This is a genomic window from Kitasatospora sp. NPDC059408 (genome assembly GCF_042751525.1).
In the GTDB taxonomy this organism is placed as follows: domain Bacteria; phylum Actinomycetota; class Actinomycetes; order Streptomycetales; family Streptomycetaceae; genus Kitasatospora.
Genome location: NZ_JBHYWI010000007.1, coordinates 149,941 through 170,926, shown reverse-complemented (window position 1 = coordinate 170,926; position 20,986 = coordinate 149,941). Strand labels below are relative to the sequence as shown.

The window sequence follows — 20,986 nt, the reverse complement described above, 5'->3', positions numbered from 1 at the left end:
TGTGGGTCACTTCCCGGGTGCGGCGAAGGCGGACGCGTTCTCGACGGCCCACTGGCGGAAGGTCCTGGCGGGCGTGCCGAGCAGGGTCTCGGTGGTGTCGGCGATGGTGGCGGGGCACACGGAGGCCTCGGCCCAGAAGGCGAGCAGCGAGCCGATCAGCGGGGCGGGCATGAAGCGGCTCATCTGTTCCTCGGCCTTGGTGCGAGAGATGGTCTCGACGGTGATCCGGCGGTCCAGCACCTCGGACAGGACGGCGAGTTGCTCGCGGAAGGTCAGCGCCTGGGCGCCGGTGAGGGCGATGGCGTGGCCGCGCAGGGCGGTGCCGGTCAGCGCCTCGACCGCGACGTCGGCGATGTCCTCGGGGTGGATCGGCGCCAACGACGCCTCGGGGTAGGCGAGTTCGACCGGCAGGCCGCGGCCGATCGGGTGCGCCCAGGCGAACGCGTTGGTGGCGAAGGCGTCCGGGCGCAGGAACGTGCAGGCCAGGCCGCTCGCGGCGAGGGCACGCTCGACGCCGAGGTTGTGCGAGCCGAGCGGGTCGGTCTCGGCGCCGGACGCGAGGACCGACGAGGACGAGAGCAGCACGACGTGCTCGACGCCGGCCGCGCGGGCGGCCTCGGTGAAGGCGTCGATGCCGGCGGGCTCGGGGTAGAGGAAGACCTGGCGCACACCGTCGAGCGCGGCAGGGAAGGTCTCCGGCCGGCCGAGGACGAGCTCGGCGGTGTCGACGCCGGCCGGGACGGACAGGTCGGCGGGCCGGGCGCTGGCGGCGCGGACCGGCAGGCCGGCGGCGTGCAGGCGGTCGAGGACGGCGCGGGCGACCTTGCCGCGGGCGCCGGTGACGAGGACGGTCATGGGTGGTTCCCCCGTTACATGATGATGCACAGCTCCTTGCTGCAACACATATGTATGCTTGCATGCATGCATTTGCGCGTCAACATGTGGCTGCTGCTGAGCATGGACCTTAGGATGGCCGCCATGACGACGAACGAGCCGGACCACCGCACGGCCGAGGACCTCCTGAACGCCGTGGGCCCGGCCTTCGGCAAACTGCGCCGCACCTCGCTCCTGGAGGTCGAGAACCCCATCTCGGCCAAGGACCTCAGCCGCACCCTGGTCCTCAACCTCGTCGAGCAGCACACCCGCGACGCCGCGGCCGAGATCACCGTCGGCGCGGTCGCCGAACTCCTGGGCGTGGACCCGTCCGTCGCGAGCCGCATGGTCGGCGACAGCATCAAGGCGGGCTACCTGACCCGCGCCGCCTCGCAGCAGGACGGCCGCCGCACGGTCCTCCACCTCAGCCCGGCCGGCACCGAGCTGATCGCCCGGCTGCGCCGCCACCAGCGCGACGCGTACGACTACATCACCGCCGACTGGGCCGAGCGCGACCGGCTCGAATTCGCCCGGCTGATGCTCAAGTACGTCGACTCCCTCGACCGGCTGGCCGAGCGGAAGGTCACTGGGTAGCGCGCCCCGAGGGCAGCAGCTCGGCGATGTCGCGCGGGAGGACGGCGGCCAGCTTGTCCATCAGGTCCGGCGCGAGCGCCGCGTCCAGGACCTCCAGGACGGCGGCGGCCTCGCGGATGCCGCCGTCCTCTCCGGTGCCGGCCCGGCCGGCGATCCGGCCGGCGAAGACGGGCAGGCCGAAGCGCTCGCCGGAGGCGTGGGCGCGGCCCTCCTCGTCGGCCTCCCGGGCCGCCTCCCGAACTGCGGCGGCGAGCTCGGGCGGCAGCTGGGCGGCCATGTGCACGGCGAGCCCGGCGGGCAGGCGCTCGCCGAGGGTGAGCAGGACGGCCTTGGTGGCGCGCTCGGCGGCGGCCCGGTCGGGGAGCCCGGCGAGGTCCCGGACGGTGGCGATGATCTCGTCGTACTTCATGGCCGAGTCCCCTTCCGCCGGCGGGCGAGACCCCCTCTGTGAGGCTACGCCGCCGGGCCAGAGCCCGCTACGACGGGACGACGGGCAGGCGGCGCTTGTGCTCGGTGCGGCGGTAGTGGCCGACCACCGTGCGGAACACCTCCTCGCTGACCGGGCGCCCCTCCAGGAAGTCGTCCAGGGCGTCGTAGCCGACGCCGAGGGCGTCCTCGTCGGGCTTGCCGGGCGCGAGCGTCTCCAGGTCGGCGGTGGGCACCTTGTGGACGAGCTCCGCCGGTGCGCCCAGCAGCTCGGCCAGCGCCCTGACCTGACGCTTCGTCAGGCCGGACAGTGGCATGATGTCGGCCGCGCCGTCGCCGAACTTGGTGAAGAAGCCGGTGACGGCCTCCGCCGCGTGGTCCGTGCCGATCACGACCCCGTCGGACGCGCCGGCGGCGGCGTACTGGGCGATCATCCGCTGCCGGGCCTTGGTGTTGCCGCGGACGAAGTCCTCGTGGGCGCGGTCCCGGAAGGTCAGGCCGGCCGCCGCCAGGGCGTCCATCGCGCCGTCCGTGGCCGGCTTGATGTCCACGGTGAGGACCCGGTCGGGCCGGATGAAGTCCAGCGCGAGCTGGGCGTCCGCCTCGTCGGCCTGCACGCCGTGGGGCAGCCGCATCGCCCAGAACGACGCCTCGTGGCCCTCGGCGCGCAGCCGCTCGGCGGCGAGCTGGCACAGCCGTCCGGTGGTCGTGGAGTCCACACCGCCGCTGATGCCGAGGACGAGCGTGCGGGCGCCGGCCGCACGCACCTGCTCCGCGAGGAAGGCGACCCGGCGCTCGGCCTCCTGCTCGGCGCTCGGGACGGGGGCGACGCCCAGGGCGCGGGCGATCTCCCGCTGGACGTCGGCGGGCAGGGGTTCGGACATGGTGGGACTCCTCGGACCTCGGACGTGCTTCCGGGAGCCAGCTTGATCGCCACGGCGGCCGCCGCCAAGGGATTCCACCTCGATGGAATACGGGTCACAGCGGCCGGGCGGCGGAACACGGGCCACAGCGGCCCGGCGGCCTCAGAGCCAGCCGCGCTCGTCCGCCACCCGCAGCGCCTCCAGCCGGTTGCGGCTGGCGGTCTTGGCGATCGCGGAGGAGAAGTAGTTGCGGACCGTCCCCTCCGACAGGTACAGCTTGGCGGCTATCTCGGCCACGTCCGCGCCCGAGCGGCAGGCGTTCAGGACGTCGCGCTCGCGCGCGGTGAGCGGGGAGGCGCCCGCGGCGAGGGTCGCGGCGGCGAGCTCCGGGTCCACGACCCGCTCCCCCGCGTCGACCCGGCGGATCGCGTCGGCCAGTACCTCGGCCGGCGCGTCCTTGACGACGAAGCCGACGGCGCCGGCCTCCATCGCGCGCCGCAGGTAGCCGGCCCGCCCGAAGGTCGTGAGGATCACCACCCGGCAGTCCGGCACCTGCTGGGCGAGGACCGCGGCGGCGGCGAGGCCGTCCAGTCCGGGCATCTCGATGTCCAGCAGGGCCACGTCGGGCCGGTGCTCGCGGGCCGCGTCCACGACCTGGTCGCCGCGGCCGACGGCGGCGACGACGGTGAAGCCGTCCTCCAGGTCGAGCAGCGTGCGCAGGGCGGTGCGGACCAGTTCCTGGTCCTCCGCGAGCAGGAGACGGATCGTCATGGGCTTCCTTCCCGGATTTCCCGGCCTTCCCGGACTTGCCGGCCTTCGCGGGCTTGCGGGCCTTCCCGGACGGGTGCGTGCGGCCGGCCGGGGACCGCGGGGACGGTGACCCGCAGCCGCCACCCGCGCGGGCCCAGCGGGCCGGCCTCGACGTTACCGTCCGCCGCCGCGACCCGTTCGCGCAGGCCCGCGAGCCCCTTGCCGTCGCCGACGGGGGAGCCCTTGCCCGGCCCGTCGTCGCGGATCTCCACCGAGGTGCCGGTGAGCAGCACCGTGCAGCGGGCCGCGCGGGCGTGCCGGACGACGTTGGTCAGGCCCTCCCGGACGACCCAGCCGAACAGCTCCCGGTGCGCGGGGGCCACCGCGTCGGTGGCGCCCGGCAGGTCGGCGACCACTCCGGCGGCCCGCAACAGCTCGCGGCCGCGCGCGAGTTCGGCGGCCAGCGTCACCTCGCGGTAGCCGGAGACGGCCGCCCGCACGTCGGCGAGCGCCTGCCGGGAGAGGTCCTCCACGGCGGCCATCTCCTCGACCGCGAGGGCGAGGTCCTTGGCGGCGAGCCGCTGTGCCAGCCGGGACTTGACGGTGATCGCGGTGAGCGAGTGCCCGAGCAGGTCGTGCAGGTCCCGGGCGATCCGGTTGCGCTCGGCCTCCGAGGCCAGGCGCGCCACCTCGGCCCGGGCGGCGACCAGTTCCTGGTTGGTGGTGGCGATCTCGGAGAACCCGCGCACGGTCAGCGAGCTGAAGAGCAGGGCCAGCGCCTGGAACCAGCCGGGCCCGCTGTGCCAGGGGCGCACCGCCCACGGCAGGACGAGGGCGCCCGCCGTGCCGGCCATCACGGCCGCGGTGGCCCGGGCGGGGAACAGCACGGCGACGAACGAGACCACGCCGGTGCCCAGGAAGAAGGCGTCGGCGTGGGCGAAGGGCAGGGCCGCCGCGAACAGCGTCGCCTGCCCGGCCGTCAGGAACTCGGCCTGCCGCCGCCGGCCCCGGGCGAACGCGATGCCGCCGGCCGCGTAGCAGACCGTGAAGGCCGCGACGACCGCGTACCCGGCGACGGCCCGCGCCCCGGTGACGGTGTGGGACACGCCCAGGGCGGTGAGGGCCGGGTAGACGAGCATCCCGGTGGCCAGCATGACGCGCCGCCAGCCGTACGCCCACGGGTGCGATCCCGGGTCGGGGCCTTCGTCGGTCACGGGTGTTCCTTCCGTCGGTCGGGGTCCGGCTCGCGGGCCGGGGCTCGGTTCGCCGGGTCGGAGCTCAGCTCTGCGGGGCGGCCGCCGTGAAGAGCGTACGCAGGTGGCGTCCGTTGAGGATCACGGCCACCCCCAGCAGCAGGGCGCCGCACAGCGCCTGCTCGGCCTTCATCCAGAACGGGAAGGTGCCCGGCAGGGCGATGATCACGACGATGGCGACGAGCATCGCGGTCGAGATGATCCGCAGCCGGCGGAACGCTCCGGTCGAGCCCCCGGCCGCCTTGACGGCCAGGACGAGCGTGATCACCGAGCTGGCCGCGACGGCACTGCCGCGGATCCAGACGGCGACGTTGACGAGGTCGGGGTGGCCGGCGAGCGCGACGATCGCGGCCATCGTGACGAGGCTGATCCCCAGGTAGGCGCTCAGGAGGCGGCGGATGGTGCGGAAGGCCCGGAGGGTCTCGGGGTGGTTCAGATCGGTCGAGGTCATGGCATTCATGCTGGCCGGGGGCACCCCGCGCGGGGCAGTGTGCTCGCACACGGATGGGCCGTGACAAATGTCAGCACCCCCGGCCCGGCACCCCCCCGGCCCGGCATCGGCCGGCTCGGCTCACCCCCGGCCCGGCACCGCCCGGTTCGGCTCACCCCCAGCCCGGCACCGGCGGCTGCGGCCACCGCGGCGGGGCCGGCAGCCCCGCGTCCGCCGCCGGGCCGCGGCCCGCGAGCCAGGCGAGCAGCGCGTGGCCGGGGCCGGCCGCGGTCGGGCCGGTCGGGGCGACGGTCCAGGAGCGGCCGAGGTCGACGGCCTCGAACCGGCCGACCGGGAAGCCCCGTTCGGCGAGCGCGGCGGCGGTCTCCGCCAGGGCCGCCGCGACGAAACCGGCCGGCCACGCGGCCGGAGTGTGACCGAGGGCCAGGTCGGTGTGGTGGACCTCCAGTTCGCGCCGCGCGCGGTGGAGGGTGTACCAGGCCGGGTGCTTCCAGCCCGCGAGGGCCGAGACCAGGACGGACCAGCGCTCGGCGGGCATCGCCGACACCTCGTCGAGCAGCCGGTCGAGGCTCGCGCGCAGGTCGGCGGCGAGGGCGGGGACGTCCCGCCGGGCGCCCTCGTGCAACAGGCGCTCCAGGGTGGCGCCGTCCGCCCTGGGGCCGGGCTCGACCCCGGTGCGGGCCAGGGCGAGCAGCCAGGTGTAGACGTCGGCGCTGCGGGCGACGTGGGTGACGACGTGCGCCCGGCTCCAGCCGGGCAGCGCCGAGGGCCCGCGCGCCTCCGCCTCGGTCAGGGCCGAGACGGAGGCGGCGAACCGGGCGGCGGACGCGCGGACGGCGTCGGGGAGTGCGGTGCGGTCTTCCACGGTGGTGCCCGACTTCCTTGCTCTGTACGGTCGTTCCGGGTGCAGCTTTGCCACTGGGCGGCTAACTTCCCTGTTCCGCCAGGGTCTTGATGCCGTCGAGGGTGGCCGTCATTCCGGTGCGCAGTTCACCGAGGCGGACCTCGATGATCTGCTCCTCGCGGTCCGGCCAGCGGTCGATGGCGGCCGTCACGCCGTTGCGGCCGGGGCCGATCAGCACCGAGTGGCGCAGCCGGGTGCCGCCGTCCTCCGGCGTGAGCTCGTAGCGCCAGGAGGCGAGGGAGGCCGCCGGGTCCACCGAGGGGCGGCCGAACCGGCCGTCCGCGTCGGTGACGATCCACGCGAACACCTCCCGGTCGGTCAGCTCGGTCACGTGGGAGACCGTCCGCCAGTTGCCCAGCCGCTCGTTCTCGTTGTGCCCCTCGAAGCGGGCCCCGACCGCGGGCCCCTCCGCGCCGTCGAGCCAGGCGACGCCCCGGAGTTCGGGGCTGAGCCGGGCGGGCAGGGCGATGTCGGTGATCAGCGACCAGACCTCCTCGACCGTGGCCTTGATGTGCACCTCGCAGTACGTCCGCGGTCCGTCCGCGTATCGCATGGCGCTTCCCCTCCGTCGCCGGGACCTTCACGGTTCCCGGGTGGTGACCGTCCGTGATGTTAGCGAGTTGTCATGGACCTCGACAGGTGCCGGACGAATCCCCGGCGATCTCCTCGGCCCGCTCACCGGACCCTCGACGTTCGGCCGCCCCGCCCGACGGACAATCCGTTCGCAGACCGTCGGTTCCCGGTCACCACGGCGCGGGCCAGCCGGACCAGGTCCGGGATGGCCGGGTGCGCCGGGACGCCCCGGCGCCAGGCCAGGAACAGCGGGACGGGCGGGGCGTCGGCGAGCGGGCGGTAGGCGATCGCGGGGTGCTTGTGCAGCCGGGGCGTCGCGACCGTCGAGATGCCGACGGCCCGGCCGGCCGCGATGGCGGTCAGCCACTCGTCGGTGTTGGCGACCTCGATCGTCGCCGTGGGGCGGTGGCCGGCCGGCCACAGGTCGAGGGTCGTGGTGCCGGCGACCGTGTTGAGGGCGACCGGCCACGCCGCGAGGTCCGCGAGGGTGAGGACCTCGCGGTCGGCGAGGTCGCTCGCGGCGGGCACCACCGCCACCCGCTCCTCGTCCAGCAGCAGCTCGGTGACGAGACCGGGCGCCGTGACCTCGCCGCGCAGCAGGGCGATGTCGACCCGGCCCTGGGTGAGGCCGGCCGTGCGGTCGTCGATGCGGCGCAGTTCGAGCGGCACGTCGGGGTGCTCGTCGTCCCAGCGGCGCAGCAGCGGGATGGTGTGATCGCCGAGGGCGGCCCAGGGGTGGCCGAGGCGCAGCGGCGGGGAGGCGAGCGTGCGGGGGTCGAGGGCGCTGTCCACGGCGGCGAGCGCGGCGGCGGCGCGGTCGCGGAAGGTGCGGCCGGCGGCGGTGAGCTCCAGGTGGTGGGTGGAGCGGTCGATCAGGCGGACGCCGAGGTGGTCCTCCAGCTGGCGCAGGGTCCGGGAGAGCGCGGGCTGGCCGGTGTGGAGGCAGGTGGCGGCGCGGGTGATCGTGCCCTCCTCGACGATGGCGAGGAAGGCCCGCAGGTGGCGCAGCTCGATGGTCATGCTTCGGAAGCATAACGGCTTGCCATTCGGCATTTCCCGGGGCACGAACGAATCCCTACCGTGGGGGCATGACGAACACGATGTCCGGGATGTCCCGGACGGCGGCGGCCGCCGCGACCCTCCCGGCGCCCCACCCGGCGGGACGGCCCGTTGCGCCGTCCCGGAGCGGCCTCGGCGGAATCGGGCTGGTGCTGGGCGGCACGCTGTCGGTGCAGTTCGGCTCGGCCGTCGCCGCCCTGCTGTTCCCGCGCGTCGGGCCGTTCGGGACGGTCGCGCTGCGGGTGACGATCGCGGCCGTGCTGCTGCTGGCCGTCTGCCGGCCCCGGCTGCGCGGCCACAGCCGCGGGGACTGGGCCGTCGCCGGGGCCTTCGGGGTGGCGCTCGGCGGCATGAACATCCTCTTCTACCAGGCGATCGACCGGATCCCGCTGGGCCCCGCGGTGACGCTGGAGGTGCTCGGCCCGCTCGTGCTGTCGGTGCTCACCGCCCGCCGGGCGGTGAGCCTGGTGTGGGCGGCGCTCGCGCTCGCGGGCGTCTTCCTGCTCGGCCGGGACGGCTTCGAGCGGCTCGACCTGACGGGCGCCGGGTTCGCGCTCGCCGCCGGCGCCCTGTGGGCGGCGTACATCGTCCTCAACTCCCGCTCCGGGGCCCGCTTCCCGCGCCTGGACGGGCTCGTGGTGGCGATGGCCGTGGCGGCGCTGATGAGCCTGCCGCTGGGGATCGCCGCCGCGGGCACCGCCCTGCTCGACCCCGCGGTGCTGGCGCTCGGGCTGGCCGTCGCACTGCTCTCCTCCGGCCTGCCGTACGCCCTGGAGGTGCTCGCCCTGCGGCGCCTGCCGGCGGCGACCTTCGCGGTGCTGATGAGCCTCGCCCCGGCGGTCGGCGCCCTGGCCGGCTTCCTGGTGCTGGGGCAGACCCTGTCGGCGTCGCAGTGCGCGGCGGTCGCCCTGGTGATGGCCGCGAGCGCGGGCGCCGTCCGCACCGGCCGGGCGTAGCGGCGGGCGCCGGCCGGGCCGGGCGGGCCTAGCGGCAGGCACCGGGCGGACGTAGCGGCAGGCACCGTCCGGACCGGCCGGACCGGGCGGGCCTTGCGGCAGGCCGTCCGGACCGGCCGGGCGTGACCGTCACCCCAGCTCGGCGACCAGGCGGGTGGCGAGCGGGACGGGGACGGCGTGGCGGGCGGCGGCGCGGAGGAGGGCTCCGCCGATGGCGTCGAGCTCCAGGGGGCGGCCCGCCTCGGCGTCGCGTTGCATGGAGGACTTCGCGGCGGGCGGGAACGCGTCGTAGAGCGCCAGCGACTTCGCCGGATCCGCCGGGGCCCCGCACGCGCGGGCGACGGCGGCGGCCTCCGCCACGAGGGCCTCCAGCTCGGCGCGGTGATCGGTGCGGACGCTCCCGATCGGGCTCCCGTACCGGGTGGTGAGCAGCGCGAACGGCGCGAGGAACGCGAACTTGGCCCACAGCACGGCCGGTTCGTCCTCGCTCACCCGGGTGTGCAGGCCCGCGCCGTCGAGCAGCCGCGCCACCGCGTCGAGCCGGTCGGCCGGACCGGCGAGGTCGATCTCGGTGAACGGGCTGCCGTGCTCGACCACGCCCGGCGCCACCCGGGCCGACTCGACCCGGACGACGGCCCCGACGACCCGCTCCGCCCCGAACCGCGCGCGCAGCCGCGCCGGATGCTCGATGCCGTTGAGCAGCGGCACCACCAGTCCGTCCGCGACGAGGGCGGGCGGCACCCGCTCCAGCGCCTCCGCCAGGTGGGTGTGCTTGACGGTCACCAGGCACAGGTCGACGGGCTCGCGCAGCGCGGTGTCCGCCTCCACGGGTGCGGTGAACTCGCCGAACTGGGCGCTGCGCACCCGGATCCCGTCCCGGCGCAGCACCTCGGCGGTCGCCTCCCCGGCGAGGCAGATCACCCGGTGCCCGGCCCGCGCGAGCAGCGCGGCGAGCAGCCCGCCGACCCCGCCGGGGCCGAGCACGGCGACCGTCCGGCGGGGGCCGTCGGGAGCGGAGGGACCGGAGGGACCGGAGGGAGCGGCGGTCGCGGGAGCCGGGGCGGGGGTGCGCGCGGTGGCGGCCGCTGCGCCGGGGCCGGGCGCGGCTTCGGGGCCGAGGACGGTCCGGCAGTCCTCCCACGCGGCCGGGCTCAGGAGCGGCCGCAGCCGGGTGAACAGGGCGAGCAGGTCCGCGCCCCACCGCTCGCGGAAGGCCGGGTCGGTCCGGGCGAGGTCGAGCTCGTTGGCAGCGGTCAGCTCGGCGAAGTCGCGCAGCTCGGACGGGTCCGGGGTGAGCGCGCGGCCGGTGAAGCGGTCGTGGAAGGCGGCGTCCGGGCCGGGCAGTCCGGGGTAGGTGGCGCGGCGGTCGCAGCTCGCGTACCGGTGGACGATCCGCTCGGCCCCGGGGCCGATCACGGCGGCCAGGTCGGAGCGGCGGTCGAGCGGCAGGAGGGCGGTGGGGAAGCCGTCCGTCCCGTAGGCGGCGTGGCAGAGCCCGGCGAGCCGGAGGTCCGGGCGGGCGCCCCAGTCGGCGAGCCGGAGCCGGACGCGTTCCAGGTGGGCGAGCAGGGTGCCGCCTGGGTGCGGTACTTCGGCCGCGCCGAGCGAGCGCAGAAAGGAGACGGCTCGGGGGATGGCATGGTCGATCGTCAACTCGGTGTTCCTCTCGGGGGATTGTGGGTCGGCACCCGCCGTGCCCCGCCTTGCGTCCGGAACGCGCGAGGACAGCGGGCGGGTTGCCGCCCTGGGCCCTGCAGCGATGATCGAGCCGCGCGGACATCCAAGTCAATCCACGGATTCACTAGGGAACCCCCAAGGGAAAGCTTGGGTCGGCACGAGCGTACGGTGGCCGCCGTGACCCTCGACGATCTCCGCGTCTTCGCCGCGGTGTGCCGGGCCGGCTCGCTCAGCGCCGTCGCCCGCCGGCTGTCCTGCACGCAGTCCGCCGTCAGCCAGCACGTGAAGCGGCTCGAACGGGAGCTGGGCGTCGTCCTGCTCGAACGCCACCCGCGCGGCGTCGTGCCGACGAAGGCCGGGCAGTTGCTGCGCGCGGCGGCCGTCGACAGCCTCGGCGGCATCGAGCACGCGTTGCGCGGCATCGACGAACTCGCCCGCGGGGAGGGCGGATCGGTGCGGATCACGACCGGCGCCACCAGCATCCGGCACTTCATGTCGGCGGCCGTCGTCGACTTCCGCCGCCGCTTCCCGGGGGTGAGCCTGGAGTTCCAGACGGAGGTGTCCAGCCGCAGCTGCTTCGAGGCGCTCGCCGCGGGCCGCGTCGACCTCGCCTGGATCTCGCTCGGTGCGCCCGCGCGCGGGATCGAGCAGCGGCCGATCGTCGAAATGCCCTGGGTGCTCGCCGTCGCCGCCGGGGACCCGCTCGCCGGCCGCACCCACGTCGACCCGGTCGACCTCCAGGACGCCCGCCTCATCGGGCTGCCGCAGAACTCCGTCTCGCGCTCCCAGCTCGACTCCTGGCTCGCCGGATCGGGCATCCGGCCGGTCTTCGACACCAGCGTCGCGGACTGGGACACCGCGATCCTGCTGGCCGAGCTCGGCCTCGGCCAGGCCGTCGTGCCCGCCCTTCCCGAGTGGCAGGGCCCGGGCCACCCCGGCCTGCGGCTGATCCCGCTGCCGGCCCTCCCCGCGCTCACCGCCGGCTGGGCCGTCCGCCGCTGGGACACCCTCTCGCCGCCGGCCCGCGCCTTCGCGGACACCGTCGCCGAGCACTGCGGGACGTGAGCGCGCGCCGCGCGGGCCGGGTGGACCGGGCAGACCCGGCAGACCCGGCGGCGGTCTGCCGCGGATACCCGTCCGGGCGGCAAGCGGATCTGCTAGAAGTGGAAACGATCCGCCCGGGGGCGGGCGCCCGGGAGAGGTGAAGGCAGATGTGGCCCAGGGTCAACGGTATGCGGTCGATGGAGCTCGGCACTCCGGACGGGATGCGGGCGGCGCTGAACTCCCTGGCGCTGGCCGGGCACAAGACCGCCACCACCGGCCTGCTGGACGACTACGCCAAGGAGACCGAGGGCCTGGAGTACCCCGGCGAACGCCTGGCGCTGGTGGACGACCAGGGACGGTTCGTCGCCGCCATCGAGATCACGGGCGTGGAGGTGAAGCCCTTCGGCGAGGTGACCTGGGGACACGCGCAGGCCGAGGGGGAGGGCTTCGACTCGCTGGAGGCGTGGCGCGCCGGGCACCGGCGGTACTGGGACCGCCTCGGCACCGCGGTGGAGGACCGCACTCCCGTCGTCTGCCTGGCCTTCCGTCTCCTCGCCGTGGACTGATCCGCCCCGGGCGCGGGGCCCCGGACCGGCAGCTGCGCTCAGGCGAAGGAGGCCAACGCCCACACCGCCAACGCCCACACCGCCAACGCCCCACGCCGGCAACGCCCTACGGCAGGAACGCCCCCACCGCCGCCCGCGTCAGCGTCCGGAAGCGCTGCTCGCCGAGGGCGCCCGGGAAGTGCCCGCCGCGTTCCAGGCTGATCACGCCGTGCGCGGCCGCCCACAGCGTGTCCGTCACCTCGTCCACGTCCGCGTCCGCCCGCAGCACGCCCGCCTCGACGCACGCCCGCGCCGCCTCCCGCAACACGTCGAGGCTCGTGGCGGCGGCCGTCCTGCACTCGTCGTCCGGGACGAAGCCGGGCACGCCCTCGCCGTGCATGACGCCGTAGAAGTTGGGCTCCTCCAGCGCGTTGGCCCGGTAGGCGCGGCCGAGGGCGGCCAGGTGCGCGGCCGGGTCGTCGCCGCGGGGCACCGCGTCCAGGCGGCGGCGCAGCCGGGCGAAGCCCTCCAGGTAGAGCTCCCGCGTGATGCCGTCCTTGGCCCCGAAGTGCCGGTACAGGACGGTGGTCGAGCAGTCCGCGGCGGCGGCGACGCGGCGCATGCTCAGCGCGGCCGGGCCCTCGGCGGCGAGCAGGCCGGCGGCGATGTCCAGCAGGGCGGTGCGCAGCGCGGCCTCGCCCAGGGCCTGGGCCCGGGCGAAGGCGCCGGTGGGTGATTTGGCGGGCATGCGGACGATTCTCCCGTACGCCCTAACCGCGCTCCGGCAGCGGACGGTAGATCGGCACGCCCGCCCCCTCCAGCGCGGCCCGGCGGGCGAAGTACTCGTCGCCCATCGGGTCGACGCCGAGCAGCGGCATCGCGCTGCGCCACGTGGTGACGTCCTCCGGGGCGAGGTCGGCGGCCGTCGCGAAGTGCCGTTCGGCGGCGCCCGGGTGGCCGTGGCGCAGCAGCCACAGGGCGAGTGCGGCCTCGGTGCGGGCGCGCTGGCGCGCGGGGGTGCCCGGCTCGGTCAGTGCGGCGACGGCGGCGGCGTCGACGCCCGGGTCGCCGGTGGCCGCCCAGCGGCGCAGCGCGTCGAGCGTCCGGCCGGAGTCGAGGCCGCTCATCGAGCGGAACAGGTCGGTCGCGAACTGGGTGTCGTTGGGCCGCACGATGCGGCCGTCCTCGTCGATCCAGACCGCGGTGGGGACGTTGAGCAGCTGGTAGAGGTCGGCGACCCGACCGTCGACGTCGATCAGCGCCGGGTGGGTCGGCGCGGCCTCGGCGATCCAGGGCGCGGCGTCCTCGGTCCTGCGGTCGACGGCGACGCTCAGCACGGAGAAGCCGTCGGCGGCGAGTTCGGCGTGCAGGCGCTCCCACGTGGGCAGGTCGTAGCGGCAGCCGCACCAGGAGGCCCAGAAGACCAGCGCGACCTTGCGCCCGCGCAGGTCGCTCAGCGCGTGCCGGGTGCCGTGGACGTCCGGGAGCGAGAAGTCGGGCGCCTCGCCGGCGGCCAGGGCGGCGGAGCGGTCGGCGGCGGAGGCGCCGAGGGCGAGGACGCCGGCGGCGGGCTCGGCGGCCACCGGGCGGCCGAGCAGGGCGGCGAAGGCGGTGAGGTCGAGGCGGCCGGCGTCCTCGAACCGGGCGACGGCCGCCGCCGGGACGCAGACGTCGCCGCGGCACCAGCCCTGCGGTTTGCGGGTGAAGCCCAGCGCGCGTTCGACGTCCGCGTGGGCGAGCCAGACGTGCGGGTCCGCGCCGTCCGGCGCGGGGCGCAGGTCGGCCGCGACGCGGGTCTCGGTGTGGTCGTCCAGGATCGTCAGCTCGACGGTGCCGCCCATCGCACGCCTCCTCGATCGAAATAACGCCGTTACTTGAGAATAACGGCGTTATTTCGGGGACCGCAACCCCTCAGCGGTCCAGGAAGCGCTTCAGCCCGTCCCGGACCCCGTCGGTCGGCACCGTCGCGGCGAACCAGGCCGCCTCGACGGCCAGTCCCTCGTCGATCGGCAGGTTGATCCCGCGCGTGACGGCCCGCAGGCAGGCCGCGACCGCCGTCGGCGCGTGCCGGACGATCCGGTCGACCAGGTGCCGGGCCGCGTCCATCAACTCCTCCGCCGGCACGACCGCGTTCACGATCCCCAGCTCGGCCGCCCGCGCCGCCGGGACCGGGTCCCCGGTGAGGATCATCTCCAGGGCGCGCTTGCGCCCGACGTGCCGCGGCAGCCGCTGCGAGCCGCCGAAGGGCGGCGGGAAGCCCAGCGTGATCTCCGGCTTGGCGAAGGTCGCGTGCCCGGCCGCGATCGCCAGCGGCGCCGCCTCCGTGATCTCGCAGCCCCCGCCGTACGCCAGCCCGTTGACGGCCACGACGATCGGCTTCGGGAACTCCTCGATCCGCCGGGTCAGCGCGTGCCCGCGCCGCACGACCTCGCGCAGCGCCCGTTCCGTCCCGCCGGCGATGCTGCCGGCCAGCGACGGGATGTCGGCGCCCGCGCTGAAGGCGCGCGTCCCGGCGCCGGTGAGGATCACGGCCCGGACGGTGTCGTCGGCGTCGATCCGCGCGAGTTCGTCGAGCAGCGCGTCGATCGTCGGGTAGTCGAGGGCGTTGAGCTTGGCCTCGCGGTCGATGGTGAGGGTCACGACGTGCGCGTCACGTGCCACCCGGACGGTGCGGACGGTCATTGCGGCTGCTCCCTTGCGCCTGGCTGCGGTCGGGACCGAGGCTAGGGAGCGCCGTGCAGGACAATCCACTCATTGTCCTGGATACACCTGGGTACCCACGGGAGGCACAGGCCCATGCGACCGCCCGCCTACAAGGCCGTCGTCGACGAGTACGCCGCCGCGATCCGCTCCGGCGCGCTCCCGCCCGGCACCCGCCTGCCCACCCACCGGGAACTCGCCCGCGAACGCCGCGTCGCCCTCGCCACCGCGACCCGCGTCTACGCCGAACTCGCCGCCGCCGGGCTGGTGGTGGGCGAACAGGGCCGCGGCACGTTCGTCCGGGTCCGCAGCGGCTACGACGGCGTCGAACCCTCGCGCACGCTCCCGGTGCCGCGCCTCGCCGACCTCTCGTTCAACCAGCCGCTCGCCCCCGGCCAGGGCGACGACCTCCGCCACGCGCTGCGCGCCCTCGCCGCCTCCGGCGACGCCGAGGCCCTGCTGCGCCAGGACCCGCCGGGCGGGCACCGGCACGACCGGGCGGTCGTCGCCACCTACCTGCTGGGGCGCGGTGTCGACACCACCCCCGAGAACGTGCTCCTGACCAGTGGCGCCCAGCAGGCGCTGGACTGCGTACTGCGCGCGCTCACCCGGCCCGGCGACGTCCTGGCCGTCGACGCGCTCGGCTACCCGGGCATCAAGCTGCTCGCCGCCGCCCACGGCCTCGACCTCGCACCCGTCCCGGTCACCCCGGCCGGCCCGGACCTCGACGCGCTCGACCGCCTGTGCCGGGCCCGCCGGGTCCGCGCGGTCTACACGATCCCCACCGTCCACAACCCGCTCGGCTGGGTGCTCGACCAGCGGCAGCGCGAGCGGCTGGCCGCGATCGCGACCGCCCGGGACCTCGTGGTCGTCGAGGACGGCACGTACGCGTTCCTGGAGCCCGCACCCCCTCCCCCGCTGCACGCCCTCGCACCCGAACGGACCTGCTACGTGGCCGGGTTGTCGAAGAACGTGGCCCCCGGCCTGCGGTTCGGCTTCGCCGTCGTGCCCAAGCACCTCCTGCGGCCCGCCACCTCCGCGCTGCGCGCCGCCGCGTGGGGCTCCCCGGGCCTGGTCACCGCGCTCGCCACCGGCTGGATCGCCGACGGCACGGTCGCCCGACTGGAACGCCACCGCCGCGAGGACGCCGCCGCCCGCCAGGCCATCGCCCGCGCCGGACTCGCCGGGATGGACGTCACCGCACACCCGTCGTCGTACGCGGTGTGGCTGACCCTGGAGGCCCACCAACGCCCGGACCAGGTGGCCGACCTGCTCGCCCGGGAAGGCATCCTGGTCTCCACCGCCGACGCCTTCGCCACCGGCCCGCACGTGCCGCACGCCCTCCGCCTCGCCCTGGCGACCCCGCCACGGCACGAACTCGGCGACGTGCTGGGGCGGTTGCGCAGGACGATCGAGTCCATCCCGCCGCCGTGACGCCCGGCCACGGCACTACCGCGAGGCCCGGACCGCCCGGCCGAAGCGGGAGGACCACTCACCGAGCCGCTCGACCAGTTCGGGCGGCTCGACGACGGTGAACTCCGCGCCGAGCGAACCGAGGGCCATGATCGGCCAGTTGAGGTCGTCGGCGGCCATCACGATCCGGCAGCGCCCCTCGTCCACCTCCTCGACCGCGCCCCACCGGCCGATCCGCTCGCGCACGCCCCCGGCCGGCGCGGCCACCACCGCCTCCACCCGGTACGGGCGGACCAGGCCGTTGACACCCGCCCGGACGAACTCGGCGGCGTCGGCGGCCGGCAGCTCGCGCGGGGCGAACCGGCCGCCGCCGCCCTCGGGCGCCGTGAGCCGGTCGAGCCGGAAGGTGCGCCAGTCCTGCCGGGTGAGGTCGTAGGCCACCAGGTACCAGCGGCGGTCCAGGCACACCAGCCGGTGCGGCTCGACGTGCCGGTCCGCCCGCCGGCCGTCCGCCGCCGTGTACGAGAAGCGCAGCCGCTCGGCGTCCCGGCAGGCCAGCGCCACCACCGTCAGCCCGTCCGGGTCCACCGCCGCCGCGGGGCGGCCGCCCCAGTCGACCGGCACCGTCATCGCCCGCAGCGCCTCCACCCGCCGCCGCAGCCGGGCCGGCATCACCTGCACCACCTTCGCCAGCACCCGCACCGACGCCTCGGCGATCCCCTCCACCGGGCTCTCCGCCGCCGCCTGGAGACCCACCGCCAGCGCGACCGCCTCCTCGTCGTCGATCACGAGCGGCGGCAGGGCGGCGCCCGCGGCGAGCTGGTAGCCGCCGTCGACCCCGCGCTGCGCCTCGACGGGGTAGCCGAGCTCGCGCAGCCGGTCGATGTCGCGGCGCAGCGTGCGGGCGGAGACGCCGAGCCGCTCGGCGAGCTCCTCGCCGGGCCAGTAGCGGTGCGTCTGCAGGAGGGAGAGCAGCCGGAGGGTGCGGGTGCTGGTGTTCGCCATGGCTCCGATTCTGCGCGCAATTCAGGTCAGGAAGTGGCCGCAATGGTCCCTACTGTGGTTCTTGTCCGAGGGAGCAGGAAGCAACACGGAAGGCGATCACCATGACCACCACCTCCACTGCCGTCGACAAGGCCACCGACACCACCGGCGAGCGCGCCGACCTCCTCGTGGCGCTGGCCAAGCAGCGGCACTTCCTGAGCTTCACCGCCCGCGAGCTGACCGACGAGCAGGCCGGGGAGCGCACCACCGTCAGCGAGCTGTGCGTGGGCGGCCTGATCAAGCACGTGACGGTGGTCGAGAAGCTGTGGGCGAACTTCATCGTCGACGGCCCGTCCGCGTTCCCCGACTTCTCGTCCTTCACCGCGGAGGACTACGCCCGCCGCGCCGACGAGTTCCGCATGCTGCCCGGCGAGACCCTGGCGGGCGTGCTCGCCGCGTACCGGGAAGTGGCCGCCCGCACCGACGAGTTGGTCGCCACCCTGCCCGACCTGGGTGCGATCCAGCCGCTGCCGAAGGCCCCCTGGTTCAAGGACGAGGCCTGGTCCGCGCGCCGCGTCCTGTTCCACGTCATCGCCGAGACCGCCCAGCACGCGGGCCACGCCGACATCATCCGCGAGGCCATCGACGGCGCGAAGAGCATGGGCTGACGGTCCGGCGGGCCGCAGCCGTGATCGGCTGCGGCCCGGCTACGGGCGGGCGCCGGTCAGGCCGGGGTGATGCGGTAGGAGGGGAGGCCGCGGCGGCGTATCAGGAACTCGGCGACGACGAGGTTGGGGAGCCAGGCGAGGAAGGGCAGGACGGCGTACGCGGTGTCGAACACGTGCGTGCCGTCCACGGGCCCGTCGGCGGTGAGCGTCTGGAGGAGGATCAGGACGCCGAGCCAGGCGCGGAGGGTGACGGCGGCGTAGGTGAGGGCGAAGCTGCGGATCATCCAGGCGCGGTGGTTCGGCAGGTCGCCCCCGCGGATGGCGCGGTAGGCGCGCCAGGTCGTCCACGCCCACAGCACCGCGAGGCTGCCGAAGCCGAAGAAGCCGTCGAAGGCGATCGAGCTGACGAAGGACATCACGAACGCGGCCGGCGAGCCGAGGCCGACGCCCGCCAGGTACACCCGGCCCGTCCAGCGGTGGACCGCGCGGGAGCGGCCGCGCAGCGCGGCGGAGAACTGGAGCGGGCCGACGAGCAGCGCCACCGAGGCCGTCACGATGTGGACGTAGAAGGCGAGTTGGATGCCGAGGGGGCGCTCGGCGTAGGTGGCGGCGAGGCCCCCGCGCGAGCCGTCGAGGGGCAGACCGGCCTGGGCGTAGGTGGCGACGACGTAGCCGACGATCCCCAGGGAGGTCAGGAGGACGACGGTCCAGGGGAAGCGTCCGCCTCCGGCGGGGCCGGTCCCCTCGGTCGGGGCGACAGCGGGCGGAGCCGTGGTGCTGGTCATGGGTGTCCCCGTTCTGGTCGGTGGAGCGTCCCCGGGCAGGGGGCCGGCGCGACCCGTCCCCCAATGTGGACACTGTGAACTTACGCGCGCATGTGGACGGCGTCAACATTTATTCGAACGTGCTGTCCCGTACCCCAACAACTGTGCAGCACAAGCGGGTTCACGAGGAGAGCCGGGCCCGGCCCGGTCGACGTGTTCACGCTGTTAACATCGGGCATGGATTCACAGCGAGCGGGCTACCACCACGGCAACCTCCGCGAGGCCCTCGTGCGGGCCGGCGTCGAGCTCGCGCGCGAGGGCGGCCCCTCGACCATCGTGCTGCGCGAGACCGCGCGCCGGGTCGGCGTCTCGCCCAACGCGGCCTACCGGCACTTCTCCGCCCTGCCGGACCTCGTCGACGAGGTCGCCCGGGACTCCCGCCGGCGCCTCGCCGAGGCCATGGACGCCGAGTTGGAACGGCGCACGCCCGCCGCCGACCCGGGGCTCGACGCCGCCGGCCGCCTCACCGCCGTGGGCGAGGGCTACATCCGCTACGCCCTGGCCGAGCCGGGCCTGTTCGCCACCGCGTTCCCGACCGGCGGCAAGACCCGGGCCCCCGAGCGCAGCGGGCAGGACCCCGCCCCCGACGACGAGGGCGACGGGGTGCGGCGCGGCCCCTTCGCGATCCTCCAGGAGGCCCTCGCCGCACTCGACGCCGCCGGCCTCCTCGCCGGACCCGCCGCGACCGCCACCTTCAACGCCTGGGCCGGCGTCCACGGCCTCGCCCTGCTCCTGCTCGGCCCCTACGCCGAACTCCCGGACGAGGAACGGGAGTCCGCCCTCACCGACGGCGTCGCGTTCGTCGTCCGCGGCCTCACGACCGCACCGGCGACGGGCTGAAGCGATCCACTGTCAGGCCGACTCGGCCACCGCCCTCGCGAGCGCCGCGACCGTCCGGCGGACGTCCGCCTCCGTTGTGCGCCAGTTGCTGAACGCCGCGCGGAGGGCCGGGACCCCGGCGTAGCGCGTCGGCGTGAAGAAGGCCTCCCCCGCGACCCCGGCGGCCAGACCGGCGAGCCGCTCGGCGGTGGGGTCGTCGGCGAGCGTGAAGCAGACGACGTTCAGCCGCACCGGCGCGAGCAGGCGCAGCCCGTCGATCCCGGCCACTGCCTCCCCGAGGGCCCGGGCCCCGGCGACGCAGCGCTCGACGATCTCGCGGTGGCCCGCCCGCCCGTACGCGCGCAGCGTGAACCAGGCGGCGAGGGCGCGCAGTCGGTGCGAGTTCTCGGGGGTGAGGTGGACGAGGTCGGGGTGCTCGCCGAGAGGGCCGAGGTAGGCGGCGGAGTTCTGGAAGACGCGTGCCTGGAGGTCGCGGCGGCGGGTGAACTGCACGGCGCTGTCGTAGGGCACGTTGAGCCACTTGTGGAGGTCGACGCAGACGGAGTCGGCGAGGTCCAACCCGGCCACGAGACCGGCGTGTTCGGGCGTCAGGGCGGCGAAGGCGCCGAACGCGCCGTCCACGTGCAGCCAGAAGTCGTACCGCTCGCGGAGCGCGGCGATCGCCCGCAGGTCGTCGAAGTCGACGGTGTTCACGGTGCCCGCGTTGGCCACGACGACGCACGGGCCGTCCGCCTCCGCGAGCGCCCGCTCCAGCGCCGCGAGGTCGACCGCCTCGCGGCCCGGCAGCGTCGGCACGGCGGTGAGCGCCGAGCGGCCGAGGCCCAGCACGGACAGCGCCTTGGCGATGCTGGAGTGCGCACTGGCGGACAGCACCCGTACCCGGCCGAGCGCGCCGGCGCCGTCCTCGGCGACGTCCACGCCGAGGCGCTCGCCCAGCCACTCGCGGGCGATCGCGAGGCCGACGGTGTTCGACATGGTGGCGCCGCTCACGAACGTGCCGGTGTGCGCGTCGGAGAGGCCGAAGAGCTCGCGCAGCCAGCCGACCGTCTCGCGCTCCAGGTGCTGACCGGCCGGGTCGAGCGAGGAGTTGGAGTTCTGGTCGGCGACGGCGGTGAGCCAGTCCCCCGCGAGGGCCGCCGGGGTCGCGCCGCCGGTGACGAACCCGAAGTAGCGCGGCCCGGCGCTCGCGCTCAGCCGCGGTTCCCAGCGCTCGCCGAACTCCGCCAGCGCCGCGCGCAGCCCGATCCCCCCGCCGTCCCCCAGCCGGACCGGCGCGGGCTCCTCCGGCGCCGTCACCACCGGACGCTCGTCGAGACCGCCGAGGAAGGCGACGGCCCGCTGCCGGGTCTCCTCCAGCAGCGCGGGCAACCGGTCCAGGTCGGCGGCGAGTTCAGGGTGCATGGGGTCACTCCGTAACGGGGAAGATCGACTGTGCCCGAGCGTATCGACCGGCACACCGGCCGTCCCGGTCCAATTCCACCCGAGTGGCCTGCCCCGGGCCCGCGGCATGGGCTAGCATGACCGCCATGACGACGTGCCGCGGATCCTGGTGGGCCCCCGATCGGGTGGCCTGACAGCGCAGCGCGTCA

Annotated in this window: 23 protein-coding genes and 1 pseudogene; 7 read left to right on the top strand and 17 right to left on the bottom strand. The window is 75.5% G+C overall.

What is annotated here, in order from left to right; translation table 11 throughout:
- Positions 1-6: 6 nt before the first annotated feature.
- The gene (locus ACFXDE_RS07725; protein ID WP_380491860.1) at positions 7-855 is read right to left on the bottom strand and encodes an SDR family oxidoreductase; all 849 of its coding nucleotides are present in this window, start codon (positions 853-855) and stop codon (positions 7-9) included.
- A gap of 66 nt (positions 856-921) precedes the next feature.
- Between ACFXDE_RS07725 and ACFXDE_RS07720 the strand changes: the two genes are divergently transcribed.
- Entirely contained in the window at positions 922-1,467 is a 546-nt protein-coding gene (locus tag ACFXDE_RS07720) for a MarR family winged helix-turn-helix transcriptional regulator (RefSeq protein WP_380446336.1), read from the top strand.
- On the opposite strand, the gene ACFXDE_RS07715 is transcribed toward ACFXDE_RS07720, so the two are convergent.
- The 8 genes from ACFXDE_RS07715 to ACFXDE_RS07680 all read right to left on the bottom strand — a co-directional run bounded on the left by ACFXDE_RS07715 (position 1,457) and on the right by ACFXDE_RS07680 (position 7,707).
- The gene (locus ACFXDE_RS07715) at positions 1,457-1,876 is read right to left on the bottom strand and encodes a DUF2267 domain-containing protein (protein ID WP_380491857.1); all 420 of its coding nucleotides are present in this window, start codon (positions 1,874-1,876) and stop codon (positions 1,457-1,459) included. The genes ACFXDE_RS07720 and ACFXDE_RS07715 overlap by 11 nt on opposite strands.
- A gap of 67 nt (positions 1,877-1,943) precedes the next feature.
- Entirely contained in the window at positions 1,944-2,777 is an 834-nt protein-coding gene (nadE, locus tag ACFXDE_RS07710; RefSeq protein WP_380491855.1) for an ammonia-dependent NAD(+) synthetase, read from the bottom strand.
- A gap of 141 nt (positions 2,778-2,918) precedes the next feature.
- Entirely contained in the window at positions 2,919-3,527 is a 609-nt protein-coding gene (locus ACFXDE_RS07705; protein WP_380491853.1) for a response regulator, read from the bottom strand.
- Complete coding sequence (locus tag ACFXDE_RS07700) at positions 3,524-4,720, bottom strand: sensor histidine kinase (protein WP_380491851.1); 1,197 nt, start codon at positions 4,718-4,720, stop codon at positions 3,524-3,526. Before ACFXDE_RS07700 ends, ACFXDE_RS07705 begins: the two co-directional genes overlap by 4 nt.
- Positions 4,721-4,784: 64 nt before the next feature.
- Positions 4,785-5,210, bottom strand: coding sequence for a hypothetical protein (locus ACFXDE_RS07695; protein ID WP_380491849.1), 426 nt, complete (start codon positions 5,208-5,210; stop codon positions 4,785-4,787).
- A 151-nt stretch (positions 5,211-5,361) separates the two neighbouring features.
- Positions 5,362-6,075 carry a maleylpyruvate isomerase family mycothiol-dependent enzyme gene (locus ACFXDE_RS07690; RefSeq protein ID WP_380491847.1) on the bottom strand — a complete coding sequence of 238 codons (714 nt, stop codon included), beginning with the start codon at positions 6,073-6,075 and terminating at the stop codon, positions 5,362-5,364.
- Between the two features lie 61 nt (positions 6,076-6,136).
- On the bottom strand, positions 6,137-6,667 hold the full coding sequence (locus tag ACFXDE_RS07685; RefSeq protein ID WP_380491844.1) for an SRPBCC family protein: 531 nt from the start codon (positions 6,665-6,667) through the stop codon (positions 6,137-6,139).
- Positions 6,668-6,789: 122 nt separating this feature from the next.
- On the bottom strand, positions 6,790-7,707 hold the full coding sequence (locus ACFXDE_RS07680; protein ID WP_380491842.1) for a LysR family transcriptional regulator: 918 nt from the start codon (positions 7,705-7,707) through the stop codon (positions 6,790-6,792).
- A 68-nt stretch (positions 7,708-7,775) separates the two neighbouring features.
- On the opposite strand from ACFXDE_RS07680, the gene ACFXDE_RS07675 reads away from it, so the two are divergent.
- Positions 7,776-8,702 (top strand): DMT family transporter, encoded by a 927-nt coding sequence (locus ACFXDE_RS07675; RefSeq protein ID WP_380491840.1) that lies wholly within the window; start codon positions 7,776-7,778, stop codon positions 8,700-8,702.
- A gap of 129 nt (positions 8,703-8,831) precedes the next feature.
- Here ACFXDE_RS07675 and ACFXDE_RS07670 read toward each other — a convergent pair whose 3' ends face one another.
- Positions 8,832-9,686 carry a ketopantoate reductase family protein gene (locus tag ACFXDE_RS07670; RefSeq protein WP_380491888.1) on the bottom strand — a complete coding sequence of 285 codons (855 nt, stop codon included), beginning with the start codon at positions 9,684-9,686 and terminating at the stop codon, positions 8,832-8,834.
- 390 nt (positions 9,687-10,076) lie between these two features.
- Positions 10,077-10,355 (bottom strand): annotated as a pseudogene (locus tag ACFXDE_RS07665) (DUF6817 domain-containing protein); the annotation flags it as partial.
- Positions 10,356-10,556: 201 nt separating this feature from the next.
- Here ACFXDE_RS07665 and ACFXDE_RS07660 point away from each other — a divergent pair.
- A complete protein-coding gene (locus ACFXDE_RS07660; protein WP_380491838.1) occupies positions 10,557-11,444 on the top strand; it encodes a LysR family transcriptional regulator in 888 nt (295 codons plus the stop codon).
- A gap of 167 nt (positions 11,445-11,611) precedes the next feature.
- Positions 11,612-11,989, top strand: a complete 378-nt coding sequence (locus ACFXDE_RS07655) for an ASCH domain-containing protein (RefSeq protein ID WP_380491836.1) — start codon at positions 11,612-11,614, stop codon at positions 11,987-11,989.
- 106 nt (positions 11,990-12,095) lie between these two features.
- Here the strand turns inward: ACFXDE_RS07655 and ACFXDE_RS07650 are convergent, their stop codons facing one another.
- From ACFXDE_RS07650 to ACFXDE_RS07640, 3 genes are all read right to left on the bottom strand, one after another.
- The gene (locus tag ACFXDE_RS07650; RefSeq protein WP_380445058.1) at positions 12,096-12,716 is read right to left on the bottom strand and encodes a TetR/AcrR family transcriptional regulator; all 621 of its coding nucleotides are present in this window, start codon (positions 12,714-12,716) and stop codon (positions 12,096-12,098) included.
- A 22-nt stretch (positions 12,717-12,738) separates the two neighbouring features.
- Positions 12,739-13,809: a redoxin domain-containing protein gene (locus ACFXDE_RS07645; RefSeq protein ID WP_380491834.1), complete on the bottom strand. Its 1,071-nt coding sequence runs from the start codon at positions 13,807-13,809 to the stop codon at positions 12,739-12,741.
- A gap of 70 nt (positions 13,810-13,879) precedes the next feature.
- Entirely contained in the window at positions 13,880-14,650 is a 771-nt protein-coding gene (locus ACFXDE_RS07640; protein WP_380445060.1) for an enoyl-CoA hydratase-related protein, read from the bottom strand.
- Between the two features lie 114 nt (positions 14,651-14,764).
- On the opposite strand from ACFXDE_RS07640, the gene ACFXDE_RS07635 reads away from it, so the two are divergent.
- Entirely contained in the window at positions 14,765-16,102 is a 1,338-nt protein-coding gene (locus ACFXDE_RS07635) for a PLP-dependent aminotransferase family protein (RefSeq protein ID WP_380491832.1), read from the top strand.
- 15 nt (positions 16,103-16,117) lie between these two features.
- Here ACFXDE_RS07635 and ACFXDE_RS07630 read toward each other — a convergent pair whose 3' ends face one another.
- Complete coding sequence (locus tag ACFXDE_RS07630; RefSeq protein ID WP_380445062.1) at positions 16,118-17,086, bottom strand: helix-turn-helix transcriptional regulator; 969 nt, start codon at positions 17,084-17,086, stop codon at positions 16,118-16,120.
- A gap of 101 nt (positions 17,087-17,187) precedes the next feature.
- Between ACFXDE_RS07630 and ACFXDE_RS07625 the strand changes: the two genes are divergently transcribed.
- Positions 17,188-17,733, top strand: a complete 546-nt coding sequence (locus ACFXDE_RS07625) for a DinB family protein (protein ID WP_380491829.1) — start codon at positions 17,188-17,190, stop codon at positions 17,731-17,733.
- Positions 17,734-17,789: 56 nt separating this feature from the next.
- On the opposite strand, the gene ACFXDE_RS07620 is transcribed toward ACFXDE_RS07625, so the two are convergent.
- A complete protein-coding gene (locus ACFXDE_RS07620; protein WP_380491827.1) occupies positions 17,790-18,518 on the bottom strand; it encodes a DUF2306 domain-containing protein in 729 nt (242 codons plus the stop codon).
- 216 nt (positions 18,519-18,734) lie between these two features.
- Here ACFXDE_RS07620 and ACFXDE_RS07615 point away from each other — a divergent pair, with 216 nt between their 5' ends.
- Positions 18,735-19,397 (top strand): TetR/AcrR family transcriptional regulator, encoded by a 663-nt coding sequence (locus ACFXDE_RS07615; protein ID WP_380491825.1) that lies wholly within the window; start codon positions 18,735-18,737, stop codon positions 19,395-19,397.
- 12 nt (positions 19,398-19,409) lie between these two features.
- Here the strand turns inward: ACFXDE_RS07615 and ACFXDE_RS07610 are convergent, their stop codons facing one another.
- Complete coding sequence (locus tag ACFXDE_RS07610) at positions 19,410-20,798, bottom strand: pyridoxal phosphate-dependent decarboxylase family protein (RefSeq protein WP_380491823.1); 1,389 nt, start codon at positions 20,796-20,798, stop codon at positions 19,410-19,412.
- Between the last annotated feature and the right edge of the window lie 188 nt (positions 20,799-20,986).

Excerpts from the sequence above, each read along its gene's own strand:
- ACFXDE_RS07680 (WP_380491842.1), bottom strand. The coding sequence starts at position 7,707 with ATGACCATCGAGCTGCGCCACCTGCGGGCCTTCCTCGCCATCGTCGAG.
- ACFXDE_RS07720 (WP_380446336.1), top strand. The coding sequence starts at position 922 with ATGCATTTGCGCGTCAACATGTGGCTGCTGCTGAGCATGGACCTTAGG.
- ACFXDE_RS07615 (WP_380491825.1), top strand. The coding sequence starts at position 18,735 with ATGGATTCACAGCGAGCGGGCTACCACCACGGCAACCTCCGCGAGGCC.
- ACFXDE_RS07650 (WP_380445058.1), bottom strand. The coding sequence starts at position 12,716 with ATGCCCGCCAAATCACCCACCGGCGCCTTCGCCCGGGCCCAGGCCCTG.
- ACFXDE_RS07725 (WP_380491860.1), bottom strand. The coding sequence starts at position 855 with ATGACCGTCCTCGTCACCGGCGCCCGCGGCAAGGTCGCCCGCGCCGTC.
- ACFXDE_RS07705 (WP_380491853.1), bottom strand. The coding sequence starts at position 3,527 with ATGACGATCCGTCTCCTGCTCGCGGAGGACCAGGAACTGGTCCGCACC.
- ACFXDE_RS07715 (WP_380491857.1), bottom strand. The coding sequence starts at position 1,876 with ATGAAGTACGACGAGATCATCGCCACCGTCCGGGACCTCGCCGGGCTC.
- nadE (WP_380491855.1), bottom strand. The coding sequence starts at position 2,777 with ATGTCCGAACCCCTGCCCGCCGACGTCCAGCGGGAGATCGCCCGCGCC.
- ACFXDE_RS07695 (WP_380491849.1), bottom strand. The coding sequence starts at position 5,210 with ATGACCTCGACCGATCTGAACCACCCCGAGACCCTCCGGGCCTTCCGC.
- ACFXDE_RS07685 (WP_380491844.1), bottom strand. The coding sequence starts at position 6,667 with ATGCGATACGCGGACGGACCGCGGACGTACTGCGAGGTGCACATCAAG.
- ACFXDE_RS07620 (WP_380491827.1), bottom strand. The coding sequence starts at position 18,518 with ATGACCAGCACCACGGCTCCGCCCGCTGTCGCCCCGACCGAGGGGACC.
- ACFXDE_RS07635 (WP_380491832.1), top strand. The coding sequence starts at position 14,765 with ATGCGACCGCCCGCCTACAAGGCCGTCGTCGACGAGTACGCCGCCGCG.
- ACFXDE_RS07625 (WP_380491829.1), top strand. The coding sequence starts at position 17,188 with ATGACCACCACCTCCACTGCCGTCGACAAGGCCACCGACACCACCGGC.
- ACFXDE_RS07610 (WP_380491823.1), bottom strand. The coding sequence starts at position 20,798 with ATGCACCCTGAACTCGCCGCCGACCTGGACCGGTTGCCCGCGCTGCTG.
- ACFXDE_RS07630 (WP_380445062.1), bottom strand. The coding sequence starts at position 17,086 with ATGGCGAACACCAGCACCCGCACCCTCCGGCTGCTCTCCCTCCTGCAG.
- ACFXDE_RS07675 (WP_380491840.1), top strand. The coding sequence starts at position 7,776 with ATGACGAACACGATGTCCGGGATGTCCCGGACGGCGGCGGCCGCCGCG.
- ACFXDE_RS07655 (WP_380491836.1), top strand. The coding sequence starts at position 11,612 with ATGCGGTCGATGGAGCTCGGCACTCCGGACGGGATGCGGGCGGCGCTG.
- ACFXDE_RS07640 (WP_380445060.1), bottom strand. The coding sequence starts at position 14,650 with ATGACCGTCCGCACCGTCCGGGTGGCACGTGACGCGCACGTCGTGACC.
- ACFXDE_RS07645 (WP_380491834.1), bottom strand. The coding sequence starts at position 13,809 with ATGGGCGGCACCGTCGAGCTGACGATCCTGGACGACCACACCGAGACC.